Raw genomic sequence first — 17,489 nt, forward strand, 5'->3', positions numbered from 1 at the left:
GCGGTTGACCTTCGGCCTCGGTCATGGCGTTCACGGCCACCGAAGGCACCGTCACGCTACCCCAGTCCGGACAGCATCGATGGAACTCCCCGCGGGTCCGCCATGCGGAGCAGCTGGTACCCGATGCCGGCCGTGCCGAGCAGGAGCGACGGATTCGGCCCACCGCACGGCGTGCCGGATCGCATTGCCGTGATGGGCAGTCGTGCCAGCTCCAGCGCGGCCTGCTGCGCTGCGGCGCGGTCCTCGGGGCGGTCGAGGGTGTGGCCGCCGATCCACAGGGTCTCGATCAGGCCCGCGATCCCATGGCATGGCGTGGCGTCCCAGGCGTCGACGGCGTGGCGCAGTTCCAGATCGGCCCGGGTGGTGACCAGTGCGGCTACGGCCTGTGCATGGAGTTCGTCCCGCCGGTCGGGAAGAAGCCGGCTTGCTCGCAGGCGGGACAGGGCGATGCCGGGTGCTCCGTGGCACCAGGCGACGACGAAGCGTGGGCCGTCGGAGCCAGCTGATTCATCGCGGCGCAGATCGGGCCAGTTGCCCGCCTCCCGGTCGAACAGCCGCTGCTCGTACTCGACGGCGGCCAGCGCGGCGCCGACGAACTCAGTCCGACCGGTCGCGGCGGCGAGCTCGAGGAGGGCGAGGGCCACGCCGGCCGCGCCGTGCGACAGGCCGGTCAGCGGCGAAGCGCCGACCACCGGCGAAAAATCGGTGGGGTAACCCGCTACGGCTGAGGCAAGCTCAGCACCGAGACGGACTGCCGGTTCCCGCCACACATCCTTGCCCAGGGCCGGAGCCAGTGCGAGAAGCGCGAGAATCATGCCGGCGCGCCCGCTGATCAGGTCGTCGCAGTCCGGTGTACGTCGCCGCAGTGCCGCCCGCACGAGGTCGGCCACGCGGACCGGGCCGCTGTCCGCGGATCCAAGCAATCGGCCGGTACGCCAAGCCGCCAGGGCAATTCCGAACATGCCAGAGTACAGGCCCGGGTCCTCGACGGGTGCGGCCTCAACGGCGTAGGCCATGGCGCCGCGCGCAGTGCGGGCGAAGCCGGCGTCTGCGGTGCGGGCGAACAACTCGGCGAGGAACACCGCCACGCCGCTGGTTCCCGCGTACAGGTCGCCGCCGAGCGTCGTCAACTGGGGTACGAAGACGTCGACCTCGCCGTGCGCGCCGGTCACCTCGGCCAGGCCTTGCGCGCCGAGGCTCGACCGGGCGATCCACGTACATCGCGTACCGCTGGAGTTCCACAACGCCTGGTCGCAGAGCGCCCTTCCGATTCGCACCGCCGCGCTCTCGAATATGCTCTGGTGAGATGCATCGGTAGCATTCGCGTGGATCGGGAGCCGAACGCCTTTCCCGGGCGGCCATCTGTAGCTGTCGGCCGAGCCCGCCGAAAGGTGGGGGCGACCAGGGTCCAGTCCGGCGGCGCGGAACGCGTCGGCGACGGCCGCGAGCCTCGCGTCACGACCGTTTCGGCCGGCCAGATGGGCACCCAGCAGGGCGTGCGCCACGATGCGGCACCGGTGCTGGCCGAAGCTCTCCTCCTGCCTGGGGTCCTCGGCCAGCCCGAGTCCGCGGCCCAGTCGCTTCGTGAACATGGGAACGGTCGACCGCAGGACACCTGATAGTTCGCCGTGCACGGCGGCGAGTGCCATTCGTGCCGCGGAGAACCGGGACCTGGGCAGATACAGCACGGCGGCGTCGGCTCGCCGGTAGCCGGCGGGATTCCGCGGTAGCTTGATCTTGAACGGGACGCCCTCGTGGTCCAGGGCCGTCCGGATCGCTGCCAGCAACCGGGGCGCGCAAGCGTCCGTCGCGTGCCAGTACAACCTCAACAGCCCGTCCTGGTCATCGGCCGTTGTCCAGGGTTCGCGACCGACGAGGGCGTGGAAGCCCGGGATGAGCCACTGCCGCTCCGCGGGCGCGAGCACCTCACACGGGCCTCCCATCGCCAGGCCGGAACCTTGGGTGGCCCGGACGCCGGCAGGCTGGGCCCAGAACCGAACGCCGTCACGGACAACGACCATCAGTCCGTCGTCGGCGCCTTCCCAGCGCCATCCGCGTTCCCATGTCCGCCCGCTCGGAACCGCCGCACTAAGGGACGCCTGGAGGGCCCGATCGCCGTTCGTGTCCACCACCAGGCGTCGCGCGCGCCCGTATGGACGGATGTAGCACGTGCGGTAGATCAGACCGGGAAGGCCAGTACCCGTGCCAGAACCGAGCTCGCCCACATCGAAGCGCTCGCCGTGGACGACAACCGTCGACACGTCGATGAGCTCGATCGCCTCGGCCACCGCGACCAAATCGGGGTGTACGCCGTCGACCGTGAGGTCGTCGGGTGCGGCAGTCATGACAGTGCGAAGAACTCGGCCGCGGCCCGCTCGGGGTCGATGAACACGTTCTCAGCGATCTGCAGCAGGACGAGCGCGTCGGCCGTCAACGCGTCTGCCCGTACCGTCGTCTCCATCACCGACTGGACGATTCGGGCCGCGCAGGAGACCACCACTTTATGACGCATGTCCTTCCGCGCGGCCGCGTTCAGCTCGCGCGTCGAGGTGTACGCGTTCCACAGGCCACGGCAGGTCGCCTGTACCATCGGCAAGCCGGCGAGCGCGTCGGCATCGTCCGCGACAGCGTCGCCGATCCGCCTCCGCGGGCAGATCGCCAGCGATACCGCCGCATCGAGGAGTCCGGCGACGTCCCAAGCGGGATCCCCGACCCGGGACATTTCCCAGTCAATGATGCGCAGGTCCACCGCCTGACCGGCGGCCGCGTGGATCATGATGTTGTCGGCTCGGACATCGCCATGGATGATCGCCTCCGGCAGCCACATGTCAGCGAGCCCGGCGATGCCCGATCCGAGCGCCGGTGAGGCCTGGATGACCTCAAGGACCGCCAGGCCTCCTAGACCGATCGACTCGAGGACCTCCGGCCCGGGCCGGTGCAACTCCGACACCGAGTCGATCGACCGCGCGACCGGCAGGCCGTCCGTCGGTAGGGCGTGAACGCGCGCAAGTGCTCGCCCGGCCTGCCGGTAGGCGGCCACCGGGAAGGTCGCGAGCCCGCCGCTGAGGCATACGTCGCGCAGGCTGCGATGCCCCGACAGCAACTCGAGAACAATGATTGCGGCTGATCGGTCGAAATGAATGAGGCGGGGGAGGATGTCGGCCAGCGGCTGCTCTGCTGCTCCGTGCGTAAGGTAGAACTCGCCCTCTGACAAAAGCGTTTCGACGCTCAATGGGGACCGGGCTTCGGGGCGCTTGACGAAGACGCCTGTCCCGTCGGGCAGTTCGATCCGGGTGTGCCGGTTGCGTCGCGCACCGGCACGCACCACAACTCCCGGTCGAACCACGTCGTCCGCTGCGAGTATCCCCTTGTCGAGCAGCAGCGTCACGATGTCGGCATCGCTTCGTGTCTTGTCGATGCTCAGCAGCACTGGAAGATGACGCCGCTGGTCGGCGGCGGACACAGGTGCGGGTTCACGCTGTAGCACCAGTCCGTTCCGTGCCCGCCGTCGCCCTGAGCGTACGGGTCTTCGAAGATGGGGTCACCGAACTCGCGGCTGATCGACACCGCCCGGCTAGCGAAGCGGGCTCGCAACGCGCCGACCACGAACGAGGCATTGCCGGACGTACGGTCGGTTCGCACGAGCCCGACCTGGGCGGACGACCTGACCCAGAGCACACGGGGACTGTCCGCGCCTTCCGGGTCGACCGACTTCGTCTTCACCACGTCCTCGCCGGAGAATTCGTAGAAGTTGTTGAACGACAAGTCGAGATATACGCGTATCTGCCCCACCTTCGCCGAATCGCCGACAAAGCCCACGATCATCGTGAGGTTCTCATCGGCGGTTCTTTCCGCATCGGGATGCGGCGCCAGTGGATGAGGCGTGAGATCAACTTCGGTCTGAGGCTGCCTATCGTCGCTCATATTGCCCCCTTAGCCTCAAGAACAGTATGGCGCGGCAGAAGGTTGAGCAAGCAAAAAGTCTCGCTTCGTCCACAACCCGACACACTGCGGGCGCCTGCTCATCGCCTGATGGGATACCTCCACGGCGAACGACACCCACGAACGCTGACGCCTTCGGGCACGCCGAAGAGGTCACCACAAAGGATGCGCTGGCCGCGGCGTCGCGAGTGGAATCGGTGTCTCAGTTAACGGGACCAGTTACCGGTCCGGCACGCCGGGAATGCGCGACCGGACATCGACGATCAGCAAACCTGTCACTGTGACGATCAGCGACCCGTGACCGGGGGCCACGGCAATGCTGCAAGCAGCGAGCCCTGACCACTTCGGTGTGAAACAGGAGGCCACACCGACTCTGACCTGCGGAACGTGGAGCCGCAGGTAGGGGTGGGTGCAGTTGAGCGCCGTTCGGCGCCGTTGGACGCAGTTCAAGGCCGTTTAGAGCACCCTGCTGCTCCCAGTCCGCTCCCCCTATCCGGGCCCGACGCCAACCGCCGTCGGGCGCTCGCCCTGGCCACCGGTGTCCGGCCCCAGCGATCACGATCCCGCCATGGTCCCCACCTCACCTCGTGTCGGGTGCGTGTCACCTACCCCGGCCCGGAAGCGACCATGCCGGCCACCCGCTCCCAGCCCGGCTGGTCGACTGCCCCGCGATCGCCGCGTCGGCCCTGGTGGCGCCGGCACCAGTCCCCCGCGCACGCGGCGTACGCCCCCGGCAGCGAGATGGTCTCAAGAACGGGCCCGACAACGGGCCGGCAGACAGCACCGCCGCCCTGCGCGCTCAGAGAGCGGTGCCGTCTTCGGCAGAGCCTGAGACCGTCATGACTGCCGGTGTTGGAGCGCGTCGCCGCCGTGGCATGAGGTTTCGGGAGTGCACGACGTCCGGGTGGGTAGGACTACCGGACGACCCGTGCGTACGTGGCACCTGAGGGAAGGAGAGCACATGGCTACCGGAGAAACCGGCTTCGACGACGTGACGTTCGACCTCATCTCCGTGCAGTACCACTCACTCAAAGCGGGGCACGACTACGGGCAATACGTCCGCGACGCCAAGAACGCCGGCCAAGACGAGATTGCGTCGTTCTTCGAGCAGGTCATGGCGGAGGACTCGGCGCGTGCCCACAAGTGCCACGAGTTCCTGGCCCGCCTCGGCGGCACGGACAACACCAGCCCGCAGAACGGCTGAACCACCGGCGTCTCCGCAGGCTCAGATAGCGCCGAGACTGCGGAGACGCCCATTCACGCGGATCGAGTCGGACAGTACGCTGATTGATCCCCAGCTCACGCCCCGGGCGACGGTTGTGCTCGTTGGGCTGCAGCACGCCTATGAGCGCCGTTCGGTGCCGTTAGACGCAGTTCAAGGCCGTTCAGGGCACCCCGCTGCTCGCAACCTGCTCCCCCGAAACCGGGCTGCCGACCGATCGTGCGCTGCCGGCCCAGTGCTTTGGCTGGCACCAGCACTGGCTCCCGCAGCCGCATCGGTCGACGGGGAGCACGCCCACGATCGCCGAGCCTTGTCAGCGGCAGATCCGGATACTCGCTAGGTGCAATATTTCAAGACGGACGGCGGTTTATTGCTCCGCCTGGGTGACTCAGACCGGGCCACCCGGAGCATCGGACAACGCGAACCAGCGACCCGCAACCACCTCACGTAGGTGACCCTCGCGGGCAAGGTCGATACACGCCTCGACGATGTCCTCATTGTTGTAGCCGTCATCGGCGGCTTGGTCGAGGAACCAGCGAATGCGCCAGGCGTCGAACGCGTCGACCGCGCGCCCGAGGACGGGATCGATGACAAGGTCGACATCGGCTTCCCTGCCGTCGGAGCTGACCATGCGGCACCCCGCGCCGTGGAGGGTGTACTCGATCCCGCTGCGGGTGACGCCCTCCCGGGGCAGTTCCCGGCGCGAGCGAGCCGCTGCCAGAAGATCCGCGATGTCCGCGATGGAAGGCAAGTCGGCAAGTAGCCGACCACGTACATCGCGCAAAGCCGGCCGCGACCCGAGCGCTCGACGCCACTTTCGACGTACAGCTCGCGGCGATCAAGGGTGGACCACGTGCCATGACATCGACTACCACGGTCGATCCCGCGCCCGGTCCGCTGTTTAGCTCGTGTGAACACGCTGCTGGCGCGGCCTGCCGCACCGGTCGACCTCAGGGCGTGTCGGCGCGCGCCCCCTCGCGCCGACTCGCTGTCCGCCGCCGACGACCCAGGACAACCGCCCGCACGCCCACGCCCACGCCCACGCCCACGCCCACGCCCAAAAATAGCGTTCACCGCCACACCATTGCAACGGGCGGCGCAGCCATCGTTGCATTAGATCTGAGCGCCTGCAACGATAAGTTGCTCCTGAGCTGGTGTCACATAACCCAACGCAACGACTGTGTCGCCAGGATTCTAAACGCAACGTAGCGTTTCTTCTGTCAGAAAAGATCGCGCAGGAGGAGAGCCCGATGCAGAAGTTCGACACCCCCACCCCGATCTCGGCAACCCTCGACATCCCCGCGGGGCGGATTCAGTTCATCGCCGCCGAGCGGGCCGACACCGCGGCGACATCTGTGATCCGGCGCTGGTCGACGAGGTGGTGCGCGGCCGTGACGTAATCGTCCACTTCGCCCGGAGAAGGCGGTGCCGCTCTTCGTCACCAACCTGCTCGACGGGGACACGGTGCCGCTCTACGGCGACGGCGGCAACGTGCGGGACTGGCTGCACGTGCACGACCACTGCCGGGGCATCGCCCTGGCCCAGGAGAAGGGCCGGGCCGGCGAGGTCTACCACCTCGGCGGCGGCACCGAGCTGACCAACCGCGAACTCACCGACCGGCTGTTGGAGGGCTGCGGTGCTGGCTGGGACCGGGTCGCGCCGGTCACGGACCGCAAGGGCCACGACCGCCGCTACTCGCTGGACATCGGCAAGGCGAGGGCCGAGCTGGGCTACGCCCCGACCTTGACCTCGACCGGGGGCTGGCCGAGACCGTGCGCTGGTACCGCGACAATCGGGCCTGGTGGGAGCCACTGAAGGCGGCGAACCGCGAGTGACCCGACTGCTGGTGACCGGCGCCGGCGGGATCCTCGGGCGGGACCTGCTGGCCGTGCTGCGTGCCCGGCCCGACTTGGCGGTCACCGCCGCCAAGTCGGGCCGACCTCGACATCACCGACGCCGCGGCGACCTGTGGCGCCGTCTCCGCGCACGACGTCGTGCTCAACGCCGCTGCCCGGACCGACGTGGACGGAGCTGAGGCGCGCGAGCAGGCCGCGGCGGCGGTCAATGGGACGGCTGTCGCGCAGCTGGCCCGGGCCTGCGCCACGACCGGCGCGTGGCTCCTCCATGTCTCCACCGACCACGTCTTTCCGGCGACGCGGCGCAGCCGTATCCGGAGGACGCCGCGACCGGGCCCGTCAACGCGTACCGCGGCGCATGAGGCTTACGGCAACAGCAGCGCCTTCCGCGTCCACCAACCAAGATCGTCTTATCCTCACCGGGTGGCGTCGAGGGCTTCCGTGATCTTGCGGATCATGTCGGTTTCGACGGGGGTGGGCCTGGCATGGCCGGTGGCGGCCTCGATTGCGGTGAGGACCGTGCTGCGGAAGTTGTTGGCTTCTGCGGGAGCTTGGCTCTTGAGCAGGGCCATCGCCGCTGTCAGCGCCGGCAGCACGCGGTCGGCGATCTCGGCTACGGATCTGCCGCTGGCGTCGTTTCCCTTGGGGTAGTCGGCGAGCACGTGCCCGACAGGGCCGGTTGCCGACGTGAGGGCGATACTGCCGTTGGCAGCGATCTTGGAAGGCGAGCCGCTGGCAGCGGACAGCAGCGTGATGGCGCCGTACGCTGCGGTGCGCAGGGTGGTCTTGTCCTGACCGGTCAGGGTGATGGACATAATGTTCTGCTCCTTGGTGATGTGGGTTGGTGTCGATGACGTCGCGGATCCGGTACGCCGGCCGACATTTGCCGACCGGCCGGATGCGGGCCGGTTTTCAGTCGTCGATCGCCTGGTAGAGGGTGGTCCAGAAGTCGTGGATCAGCCGGGCTGGATCGGGGACGGACAGGCCGACCTGGGTGAGCAGGATTCCGGTGAGCTGGTTACGCGGGTCGGCGTAGGTCGAGGTGCCGGCGCCGCCGTCCCAGCCGAACTGGCCGATGGGCGCGTAGTCGCCGCGGTAGGTGCGTGTCGCCATTCCGAAGCCCCAGCCGCCGTGCTGCCCCTGGCCGAACGAAACGTGGACGTTGTTGGTGGCCAAGGCGGTGCGGGCGGCGGTCTGCTCCGGGGTGAGGCGGTTGGTGGTCATCAGCTCGACGGCGGCCCGGGACAGGATCCGCTCGGACCCGTGCATGCCGTGGTTGAGCAGCATCTGGAAGTAGGCGTGATAGTCGTCGACGGTGGAGGAGAGGCCTCCGCCGCCGCCCTGGAACGCCGGCGGTTGGCTGTGCCGTCCGCCCTCGGCCGGGTCCCACACGTGGAACTGTCCGGTCTGCGGGTCGGGGGCGTACAGCGGCGGCAGCCGGTCGATCTTCTCGGCGGGCACATGGAACCCGGTGTCGGTCATGCCCAGCGGATCGAAGACGCGTTCGCGTAGGAACGTCTCGAACGATTGGCCGGTGACCCGGGAGACGAGCACGCCGAGCAGGTCGTTGCTGATGTGGTACTGCCACTGCTCGCCGGGCTGGCGCATCAGCGGAAGCGTGCCGAGCCGGCGCAGCCACTCGTCTGGCTCGGGCATCGGGGTCGGCAGGTCAGGCGTGAGCCCCTGCTCGAAGACCGCGCCCATGATCGGAGTGCCCAGCGCCGTCATGTCCATCCCGAGCCCGAACGTGGAGGTCAGCAGGTCCCTGACGGTGATCGGCCGCCGGGCCGGCACGGTGTCGTCCAGCGGCCCGTCGATCCGCTTGAGCACCTGCCGGTCGGCCAGCTCCGGCAGCCACTGCTGGACCAGGTCGTCGAGCCGCAGCCGGCATTCGTCGAGCAGGATCATCGCCGCCGCGACCGATACCGGCTTGGATGTCGAGGCCATCCGGAAGATCGTGTCCCGGCGCATCGGCGGCCCGCCATCGTGGCGCATCGTCCCGAGCGTCTCGACATGCGTTCGCCCGCCCCGGCTGACCAGGGCGACCAGCCCGGGAATCTTCCCAGACTCCACGTGCCGGGCCAGCACGTCATGCAACCTGCGCAGCCCTGTCTCGGAGAAGCCACTGCCACCCTGTCCCATCATCAAACTCCCTTTGCCGACCACTGCTCGATCTACAAGATCCCTCCGTACAGCGTCCGCTGTGACCGGCCTGGTGATCAACGGCAACCTCGGCAACACTCTGTTTAGCCAGGGTTGATAATCGGCGGGTGGAGCTGCGCGACATCGAAATCTTCCTAACCTTGGCCGAAGAGCTGCATTTCGGGCGCACCGCCGACCGGCTGCGCCTGACCACCGCCCGGGTCAGCCAGTCGATCAAGAAGCAGGAGCGGATCATTGGGGCGCCGCTGTTCGACCGCACCACCCGCGCCGTCGCGCTCACCCAGCTCGGCGATCGGTACCGTCACAACCTGAGCGCCGGCTACCGACAGATCACCGAGGCGATCCAGGACGCCGTCGCCCACGGCGGTGGCATCGCGGGTCCGCTCACCCTGGGCGGGATGGGACCACAAACCCTTGCCGTCAGCAGGATCATCGAGGTGTTCCAGGCACGCCATCCAGCCGTCGAGATTCACTACCGGGAGATCCAGCCGACCGCGCCCTTCCAGCAGCTGCGATCCGGTCAGGTCGACATCGCGCTGCTGTGGCTGCCCGTCCGCGAACCGGACCTCACCGTCGGTCCAGTGACCCACGTCTCGCAGGCGATGTTGATGATCGGCGCCAGCCACCAACTCGCCGGCCGGACGTCGGTCGCCATCGAGGATCTCGGCGACTGCACCGTGCTGACCAGCGCCGAGGAACTGCCCGCCTACATGGAAGAGGCCATCAATCCATTCCACACCCCTACGGGCCGCCCGATCCGCCGCGGCCCCAGGGTGTCCAGCTGGCACGAGGAGCTGTCCGTCGTCGCAACGGGCAAAGCCGTCACCATCGTCGCCGCCGAGGCCGCACATTTCTACCCATGGCCCAACATCACCTATCTGCCCATCGAAGACGGACGCCTCATCCAATGGGCCCCGGTCTGGCGCACCGCAACCGAGACGGAGCACATTCGAGCATTCAGACGAGCTGCACAAAAAGTCGAATCCCTTGATCGGGGCTGTCTCGCTAACGGCACCTCTCTTGTCAACCCGCCGGTAGCAGAGAGGTCTCCGCATCTTTGATCAAGGTGCGGTAGACGACGTCGGCCAGGCGCCGTTTCAAGCAGCGCATGGCTTCCTTGTGGGTTTTGCCTGCGGTTCGTTTGCGCTGGTAGTAGTCCCGGCCCGGGGTTGCTCGTTTGATCTGGGCCATGGCCATGACATGCAGGGCGTAGTTCAGTTGCCGGTCGCCGGCGCGCGATAGGCGGTGCCGTTGGATGTCACCGGGAGACACTTCTATCGGCGCGACCCCGCAGTACGAGGCGAACGCGGACTCCGACCGGAACCTGTTGACGACTCCGGAGCGGGCGAGGATCTTCGCGGCGGTGACGTCGCCGCAGCCTGGCCCGGGTGTACGAACTCAGGCCGATCGCTCCAAGCCTTATCCACCTCGCCGCAACCGAAACCTGCCACCGGCGACTCCACAAAGACCACCAACTGGGCCGTTATCTGCGGAAACTGATCACGCAGAGTACAAGCGCCGGTTTCGCTCGGATGCTCCTCAACCTCCGTAACGCGTTCACGGGGGTGGGGGTCTCCTCTCGTGCCTGCTGCTTCCCGGCGAAGCATTCCGCGAGCCTCCTACGGGAACTGCTTCTCCTCGCGGCCGATGTCTTCGATCGGGCCGAGGATCGTCCAGCCGGGCCCGAGGGGGCGGGTGGAGCGGAAGCCATGGGCGTCCGCGTAGTCCTCGGCCTCCTCCGCGGTGTCCTCGGGGGCGCGCATGATCGTGTAGCGCGGGGGGTCCTCATGGTAGAAGCGGTAGAACGTGCGGCCCTCGTCCTTGGGCTGGTAGAGGATCACGCTGACGCCCCCGAGGGCGTCGTACACCTCCTGGTCGCGCGGGGGCGTCGTCGTGCACGTGTCGGAGGGGCGGCCGGGCTCGCGGACGCAGGTCCTGTACCGGCTCCAGTCGATGCGTTCGGCGCGGGGGTGTTCCGCGATCACCTTCCGCATCCGGGCGTCGGCCCGGGCGAAGGCGTCCTCGCGGCGGTCGTACTCCTGCTGCAGCCGGTTGAAGCGCTGCTCGTCGAAGCCGCTGCCGAAGTGGGCCTCCAGGCCCGCGAAGACGGCGACCCGCCAGGCCAGGTACCCGGCCGTCACGACGAGCAGCGTGACGACCAGGACCCGGCCCGGCGAGCGCCTGTGGGGCATCAGGTCGGCGAGGTCAGAACGTGCCGCTGATGGGGATCTCGATGTCCGCCTGCGCGATCGGCGTGGGGTACTCCCCGTCGAACCGGTCATAGTGCTGGAGCGTAAACCAGTCGATGAAGCCGTACTCCGTGAGCTGTTCCGCGCAAGCGGGTGATCGCTGGGCGTGGTCAGGTGGTATGGGCGTGGTCAAAGTGGAGCAGGACCAAAGCGGCAGCGACGATGACTCCGATCCGCCATGGGTCGACGCTGATGTTGCGCAGGGCCTTGAACGTTCCCACCCAGAAAGTGACCGGCACCCCGCAGGCCTTGAAGATCAACCCGGCGACCAACGCGACGGCTGCCCGATCACGGCCGCGGGGGCGCGTTGGTCAGCCTGCTGATGAGCTCGGCGTAGCCGGTGCTGACGGTGAGTCCGGGCAGGCATGGACGCAAAGAGGTAGTCCAGGCGTGCCGCGTCAGCGCACCCACGCAGCGGCCGAGCCTCGGTCCGCCCTCGCACGCCGAGTCGGGATCGTCAGACAGCCTCGAAACGCCACGTCACTTCGACGCGCGGCACCCGTCGCGTGTGCCTGACTGGCGTCTGCCGCCGCTGGGGGTGCCGGTGAGTCGACGTTCGCTAGTTGGATCAAAATTATGGCGGTGAACCTGTAATGTCCGCCGCCTCCTCCGACAGGTACCGGTGACCGTACCGATTTGTGGAGGTGCCGTGCGAGATCCCACAGCGAGGTTGACCGACCTGTTCCACCGCCATGCCGATGATGTGCATGCCTACGCGCGGTGGAGGGTCGCCGACGCCGACGCCGATGACGTGGTGGGCGAGGTGTTCCTGGTGGCCTGGCGTTCGTTGGACCGGGTGCGCCCCGGCCAGGAGCGGGCATGGCTGTTCGGCGTCGCTCGAACCGTGGTTCTGGCGCGCCGACGGCAGAACGCGGCTCGTGTCGCACTGACGGATCGATTGAGCAACCTGCGTGAGCTGAGGACGGTCGAGGGCCCTTCCGAGAAGGTGGCCCTGCGCGATCGGGTTCGGCAGGCGCTGGACCGGCTCGGCGACGCGGATCGTGAGGTGCTGGTGACCGTTGGTTGGTTCGATCTGAGTCCAGCCGAGGCCGCGAAGGTGCTGGGCGTCTCGCGTCCGACGTACGCGGTTCGGCTGCATCGGGCCCGTCGCCGCTTCCGTGCCGTGTTCGACGAGATCGGGGCCGCGCAGGGCCCATCCCCCGCGCCGGCCACCACCGGCCCACGCACTGTGAGCACTCCTGGAGGAACCCGATGAAGGACATCGACGACCTGGTGCGACGAGCTCGGCCGGCGGTGGACACCGGATGGGCGCGCGGGGCGGAGGGCCAGCGGGTACTCACCCATGTGCTGACCGGTACTCCCGCCACGTCAGCGAACGACCGCAGCCGCCGGCGGCGATGGCGGCTTCGGCCGGTGCTGTCCGCCGCCGGTGGTGTCGCGGTTCTGGCCGGCACGGCCGCGGCGGCAGTCGTGGCCCTCGCCCCTGAGCCGCCGCCGACGTGGACCGTGCCGGGCGGCACGGTCGCCTGCGCAAACGAGCGCAGCGCCGAGGCCGACCTGGCCTTCCAGCACTGGACGGCGGGAACCGACCCCGCCGACACCTGCCGCCAGTACTGGATCGACACGACCGGCACGGCGCCCGAGAAGCTGTTCCCCTGCGTGTACCGCAAGGGAGGCGCCGGTGGCGGCGTCGTCGTCATCCCGGGCGACGGGTACGGCGGCGCGGCGCAGGCCTGCGCGACGATCAACATGTTCGTCGCGCCAGCGAATCTCGTGCCAGGGCCGACGGACACCAACGTTTCGCCGCCACGGCCGGTCGACGGGGCCACGCCGGCGGGCACCTCCTCGATGGCGCCGTCCGCCGCAGCACCGACGACGGCGGGTGGCCGGTGACCGCCGGGCGTCGTGCGGGGGCGGTGTTGGCTGTGCTGACCGGGCTCGCCGTGAGCGGCGGTGAGCTGCTGGTCGGTCCGGCGCCTGCCGTGGCGGTGGAACCGACCGCTGCTACGTCGACCGCCGCGACCTCGGGCAGTGGCCGGCCCTTCGCCGGCATCCGCCTGCTTGACACGAGCGAAGGCCGAGCGCAGCCCCCAGTGTCGAAGCGATCTGGCACGACGACGCGGCCCGTCACGCTGCAGGGCACCGATCGTCTGGGCCGGCCGGCGGTGGACGGGCAAAGTTTCTACACCATCGTCGAGTTGGAGACCGGTGCGCAGGTCGCCTGGGGCCGATTGGGTGAGGGCGCCGCGGTCGACCTGCCGACAGGCCGGTACGGCGTGCGCGCCATTGTCGTCACGCCCGGCTCGGTCACGGCACCGGCGTCACGCACGCTCGTGCTGATACCTGAGGTGGTGCTGGGCACGCCGTCTCAGGCCGCGACGATGGTCGTCGCGCTGGACGCACGCCTCGCCGTGCCCGTGGCCGTGACGCTGGACGAGCCGCGCGCCGTGCAGGTCAGCGCCATGGTCAGCATCCTGCAGAGGACCGGTTCCGGCCGGTTGGTACGCCACGAGATGGGCGGCGAACGCTTTGACCCGGGCCGGTTTTTCGTGACCCCGTCCGTAGCTCGGGCCGATCTGAGCACGTACGTGCAGACGGCGTGGATCCGGCCCGACCGTCCGGACGTGTACAACGCGGTGCACAGTACGGCCGGGAGGGTGCCCGCTGTGCTGCGCTACCGGGTACCGGTGGCGGCCATGGCGGCCGTGCGCACCGTGTACGCCGCGCAGGGTGTCGACGCCTGCGGTGGCACCTACCTCGGCGCGATCCTGCAGGGCCGGCCGAGTTCGGTCTCCTACGGCACTCGGTTCGCGCTGCCCGCCGAACGGATCGAGTACTACCTGCCGAACCCGGACGTCTCCTGGTACACCGAGTTCGGCCAGACCGACCGCGACTGCACGTTCGAGCAGACCGGCTACCAGACCGGCCCGGCACGCACCTACCATCAGGCTGGTACGACCCGAGCGGCCTGGAACACCGCCCCGATCACCCCAGCAACGCACAACCAGGCCGGCGAGCCCTCCGCCATTCGTAACGGTGACACAGTCAGCGTCCGGCTGCCGTTGTACGCCGACTCGCAGCGGGGACACGTCGACTTCGGCGGCCCGTACGACGGGGTGACCGGTGATGTCGCCCTGTCCGCCGACGGGGTAAGGCTCTGTGGTTCGGACACCCTTGAGGCTTTCGACTGCACAGTTCCGCCGTCACCGGGCACCTACCGGCTGACCGCGATCGCGAACCGCACCGTGCCATGGTCGGTATTGAGCCCCAAGACCGAAACGATGTGGACGTTCCACTCGGCCACCACCGGCGCACCGGCGCCGCTACCCCTCACCAGGGTCCGCTATGACCTGCGGCTTGACGAACTCAACCGCGCGACCGCAGGCGCGCCTGCCAACATCTCCTTCCACACCAGCCCGCCCGTGACCCGCGCTTCAATCGCGATCTCGGTCGACGGCGGCAAACGGTGGCAGCCGGTCCCGACCTACTGGGCCGGAGACCGCTGGCGGGCAACCTATCGTCAACCAGCCGCAGGCGCGGTCTCACTGCGCTACGAGGCCTCGGACACCGCCGGCAACATGGTCAGCCAGATCATCGGTGACGCCTACCTGACCGTGTAGCAGAAGGGACCCACCATCCCTGAAGTAGATCGACGACCGGGGCGGCCGTGCAGCATCGCGCGACCGCCCCGGTTGTCCGATGTGGCCTCTCGAACAGGATCCCGCACAGCACCTTGCGGTCGTCGAGGGGCTTGCGGCCCGGGAACCGGTGCCGGCGAGGCGCTCGAGGTGGCAGCAACGGTTCGACTTCGGCCCAGAGGTCGTCCGAGACGATCCACGGCGGTTGCTCACCCCTCCTCACGTTCAGACAGAACGACCCTCACGTCCCAGGGTTACGCCCAACATCATTTCGTTAGGAGCTCTTAGGCGGACAGCCGACAGCCGACACCAGCCAGGCGGGGAGCAGCGCAAAGAGCGACCAAGGCAGTCATGGTGCTACCGCTTCGGAGGGAATTCGCTACTCCACGTCCCCCAAAAAGGTGACACCGTCGGCTCAGGCGCCACCGCAATTGTGGTGGTGACCCGCTCTCCAGTGCTCGACCAGATCAGCGAAGTTGTCCGGGAGACGCCCCAAGCTGCCGGCCGTTGGCGTCGACAGCGACGACAACCAGCAGGTCATTGGGAGGGTCAACACCGAGAACGATCATTGACTGTTCGCCTCCGAGATGACGTGGTGGGCGGTGCTGGACCAGGCCGGCGGACATGCCTCAATCGGGAACAGACCACGCTCCAATCAGGAAGCCCCGTCGGTACGACACTGTTTCTTTGCGGTGCCTGATGTGGACGACCAAGACGAGACTTGCCATCATCACCGTGTGCAGATCGCGCAAAGTTCACCTGGAAAGTCGTCCCGAGCAGCCTTCGGCTGCGGGCTTGCTGCTGGGGCCGGCCTGCACACACTGTTGATAGTCGTCGTCGGCTTGATCCCCCGCGGAAGCGACGATCTGGCGATGTGGTCGTTCTCGTTCCTCTTCGCCAGCGCGATTCCGGTGTCGGTCGTCGCACTGGTAGGGCTGCTACTGGCTCCCAACTGCTCCAGCGTTGGCTGGGCCGGCAGGGGAGCGGTTGTCGGCGTCGTCACGTCGCCGCTGTTGTGGCTGCTCGGTGTGTCACTGCTGTGGGGTAGCTGATGTCGTCGTATGGCGATGCGACGACCTGGCGACCCGGCCCGGCACCTCGGCAGTGCCCGACCCGCGTTTGTGATGCTGGGGCCCACCGCAGATATGTTCACAGCGGTGGACTTGAAGCCGAAGAGCGCCCACCGGGCGAAAGCTGACGGGCGGCCTCACGCGCCGCCTCGGCGAAGGCGCGGATCAGTGCCGTGGCGTGAGCGGTGCGCCAAATCAGCCTCCAGTCCAACGGCTCGGGGTCGCGGAACGGTGCGTACATACGGCACATCGAGGCGCTAACGTCAGCGACTACGGCATCAGAATGCCCTGGAACACGTCCTGCATGGCCACCTGCCGTACCCGGCCGTGATCGCCGACCTCGAAGTGCGGCGTCCGCCGACGCCGGTCGTCGGATTCTCCGACCGGCCGCACCGGCGCACGGCCCCTCGGCCTACCGGGGCACCGTGCGCCGGTGGGGCGCCCGCAGGAGCAACACCGCTTGGGGCCGATGATCCGCTCGAGGGCTTAGCTGCGCCTCGGCCACTACCAATTCGCCGTCGGTGCCCGCCGGCAACAACGTCGTCGAAGGCGTTTGCTGAGCTAATCCAAGCGATCTGGCCTCGGCTCCCACCAGGGTCAACGCGTTCATCGATCCGGTAATGCAACAGGACGCGCCCTGGATGCTGGTGATCCCACGGGATCGCCGTTGTCAAGATTTGCGCAAGCTTGATCGCGATCCTCCAGTTGCCGATTCCTGCGGTGGCAGCATCCGCCGTACCAGAATGCCGGAGCGTCTGCCTTCGGCCCCGGGTCGGAATGAAGACGCTGGACGTTCGCCAGCCGATCGTTAACCGGCCGTCGTCAGGTCGCCCGGCGCGGCCGCAGCCGGCCGCCTCGACGGTACCGGCACCGGCCGGCCGGTCGTCGATCACAGGGAGCGAGATGAGGAAAGCCGCTCCCACACAACCTCAGGGAGAGATCATGCGAAAGCGCGCAAGGGTAGGCACCGTCGCGGCGTTGGCCACCGTGCTGGTCGGGGTGACGTCCACCGCCGCCTACGCCGACACCATAGATTCAGCCTGCCAGCCGTCGTGGGACGGCTCCGGCCGGGATTGCTTTGTCAACTACTATCACGCCGGTGTCTCCGACTTGGTAGGCCACGGCTCGTTCTCCGCGCACGGAGAGAGGCTGGTTGCGAGAGACAAGTACGCGGACGGCCGGGGCGTCTACGTGGGCGCTACGTGGTGGGCGGGCAGCACTCAGCACGCGGACGGCTTCTGGTTGACCAGTGGTGCGGGCGCCTATCGCGAGCTGGACCTGAGCATTGCCGAGGGAACGAGCGTGACTCTCACGGTGTGCCAGACCGACAACGGGAACCTGATCAACTGCCGTACCCAGACGGCAATCGCCTAGTCTAGTACGACAGC

General features: G+C 68.2%; 15 protein-coding genes and 3 pseudogenes. 10 read left to right on the forward strand and 8 right to left on the reverse strand.

What is annotated here, in order from left to right:
- Positions 1–56: 56 nt before the first annotated feature.
- The 3 genes from PSH25_RS03465 to PSH25_RS03475 are packed head-to-tail and all read right to left on the reverse strand — an operon-like array spanning position 57 to position 3,924.
- The gene (locus PSH25_RS03465) at positions 57–2,345 is read right to left on the reverse strand and encodes a lanthionine synthetase LanC family protein (protein ID WP_238657614.1); all 2,289 of its coding nucleotides are present in this window, start codon (positions 2,343–2,345) and stop codon (positions 57–59) included.
- Entirely contained in the window at positions 2,342–3,430 is a 1,089-nt protein-coding gene (locus tag PSH25_RS03470; protein ID WP_238657615.1) for a phosphotransferase, read from the reverse strand. Before PSH25_RS03470 ends, PSH25_RS03465 begins: the two co-directional genes overlap by 4 nt.
- The gene (locus PSH25_RS03475) at positions 3,421–3,924 is read right to left on the reverse strand and encodes a hypothetical protein (RefSeq protein WP_238657616.1); all 504 of its coding nucleotides are present in this window, start codon (positions 3,922–3,924) and stop codon (positions 3,421–3,423) included. The genes PSH25_RS03470 and PSH25_RS03475 overlap by 10 nt, the downstream gene beginning before the upstream one ends.
- Before the next feature lie 979 nt (positions 3,925–4,903).
- On the opposite strand from PSH25_RS03475, the gene PSH25_RS03480 reads away from it, so the two are divergent.
- Positions 4,904–5,146: an acyl carrier protein gene (locus tag PSH25_RS03480; protein ID WP_112583061.1), complete on the forward strand. Its 243-nt coding sequence runs from the start codon at positions 4,904–4,906 to the stop codon at positions 5,144–5,146.
- A 406-nt stretch (positions 5,147–5,552) separates the two neighbouring features.
- Here PSH25_RS03480 and PSH25_RS03485 read toward each other — a convergent pair whose 3' ends face one another.
- Complete coding sequence (locus tag PSH25_RS03485; protein ID WP_238657617.1) at positions 5,553–5,915, reverse strand: DUF6896 domain-containing protein; 363 nt, start codon at positions 5,913–5,915, stop codon at positions 5,553–5,555.
- A gap of 499 nt (positions 5,916–6,414) precedes the next feature.
- Here PSH25_RS03485 and PSH25_RS03490 point away from each other — a divergent pair, with 499 nt between their 5' ends.
- From PSH25_RS03490 to PSH25_RS33870, 3 genes and pseudogenes are all read left to right on the forward strand, one after another.
- On the forward strand, positions 6,415–6,564 hold the full coding sequence (locus PSH25_RS03490) for a hypothetical protein (RefSeq protein WP_238657618.1): 150 nt from the start codon (positions 6,415–6,417) through the stop codon (positions 6,562–6,564).
- 13 nt (positions 6,565–6,577) lie between these two features.
- Positions 6,578–6,999, forward strand: a pseudogene (locus tag PSH25_RS03495) (GDP-mannose 4,6-dehydratase); the annotation flags it as partial.
- Between the two features lie 60 nt (positions 7,000–7,059).
- Positions 7,060–7,305 (forward strand): annotated as a pseudogene (locus tag PSH25_RS33870) (sugar nucleotide-binding protein); the annotation flags it as partial.
- A gap of 131 nt (positions 7,306–7,436) precedes the next feature.
- Here PSH25_RS33870 and PSH25_RS03505 read toward each other — a convergent pair.
- Entirely contained in the window at positions 7,437–7,835 is a 399-nt protein-coding gene (locus PSH25_RS03505; protein WP_238657619.1) for a hypothetical protein, read from the reverse strand.
- A 97-nt stretch (positions 7,836–7,932) separates the two neighbouring features.
- A complete protein-coding gene (locus PSH25_RS03510; protein WP_238657620.1) occupies positions 7,933–9,165 on the reverse strand; it encodes a serine hydrolase domain-containing protein in 1,233 nt (410 codons plus the stop codon).
- A 125-nt stretch (positions 9,166–9,290) separates the two neighbouring features.
- On the opposite strand from PSH25_RS03510, the gene PSH25_RS03515 reads away from it, so the two are divergent.
- Positions 9,291–10,244: a LysR family transcriptional regulator gene (locus PSH25_RS03515; RefSeq protein ID WP_238657621.1), complete on the forward strand. Its 954-nt coding sequence runs from the start codon at positions 9,291–9,293 to the stop codon at positions 10,242–10,244.
- Here the strand turns inward: PSH25_RS03515 and PSH25_RS03520 are convergent.
- Positions 10,207–10,554 (reverse strand): annotated as a pseudogene (locus PSH25_RS03520) (transposase); the annotation flags it as partial. The gene PSH25_RS03515 and the pseudogene PSH25_RS03520 sit on opposite strands and share 38 nt — an antisense overlap.
- A 248-nt stretch (positions 10,555–10,802) precedes the next feature.
- Entirely contained in the window at positions 10,803–11,324 is a 522-nt protein-coding gene (locus tag PSH25_RS03525) for a hypothetical protein (RefSeq protein ID WP_238657622.1), read from the reverse strand.
- Between the two features lie 757 nt (positions 11,325–12,081).
- On the opposite strand from PSH25_RS03525, the gene PSH25_RS03535 reads away from it, so the two are divergent.
- From PSH25_RS03535 to PSH25_RS03555, 5 genes are all read left to right on the forward strand, one after another.
- Positions 12,082–12,648: an RNA polymerase sigma factor gene (locus tag PSH25_RS03535; RefSeq protein ID WP_238657623.1), complete on the forward strand. Its 567-nt coding sequence runs from the start codon at positions 12,082–12,084 to the stop codon at positions 12,646–12,648.
- Positions 12,645–13,286, forward strand: coding sequence for a hypothetical protein (locus PSH25_RS03540; protein WP_238657624.1), 642 nt, complete (start codon positions 12,645–12,647; stop codon positions 13,284–13,286). Before PSH25_RS03535 ends, PSH25_RS03540 begins: the two co-directional genes overlap by 4 nt.
- A 272-nt stretch (positions 13,287–13,558) precedes the next feature.
- Positions 13,559–15,013: a hypothetical protein gene (locus tag PSH25_RS03545; RefSeq protein ID WP_238657625.1), complete on the forward strand. Its 1,455-nt coding sequence runs from the start codon at positions 13,559–13,561 to the stop codon at positions 15,011–15,013.
- 755 nt (positions 15,014–15,768) lie between these two features.
- Positions 15,769–16,083 carry a hypothetical protein gene (locus PSH25_RS03550; protein ID WP_238657626.1) on the forward strand — a complete coding sequence of 105 codons (315 nt, stop codon included), beginning with the start codon at positions 15,769–15,771 and terminating at the stop codon, positions 16,081–16,083.
- Positions 16,084–17,079: 996 nt separating this feature from the next.
- Complete coding sequence (locus tag PSH25_RS03555; protein ID WP_238657627.1) at positions 17,080–17,475, forward strand: hypothetical protein; 396 nt, start codon at positions 17,080–17,082, stop codon at positions 17,473–17,475.
- The last annotated feature ends 14 nt before the right edge of the window (positions 17,476–17,489 follow it).

It is taken from the genome of Micromonospora foliorum (assembly GCF_022229015.1).
Taxonomy (GTDB): Bacteria; Actinomycetota; Actinomycetes; order Mycobacteriales; family Micromonosporaceae; genus Micromonospora; species Micromonospora foliorum.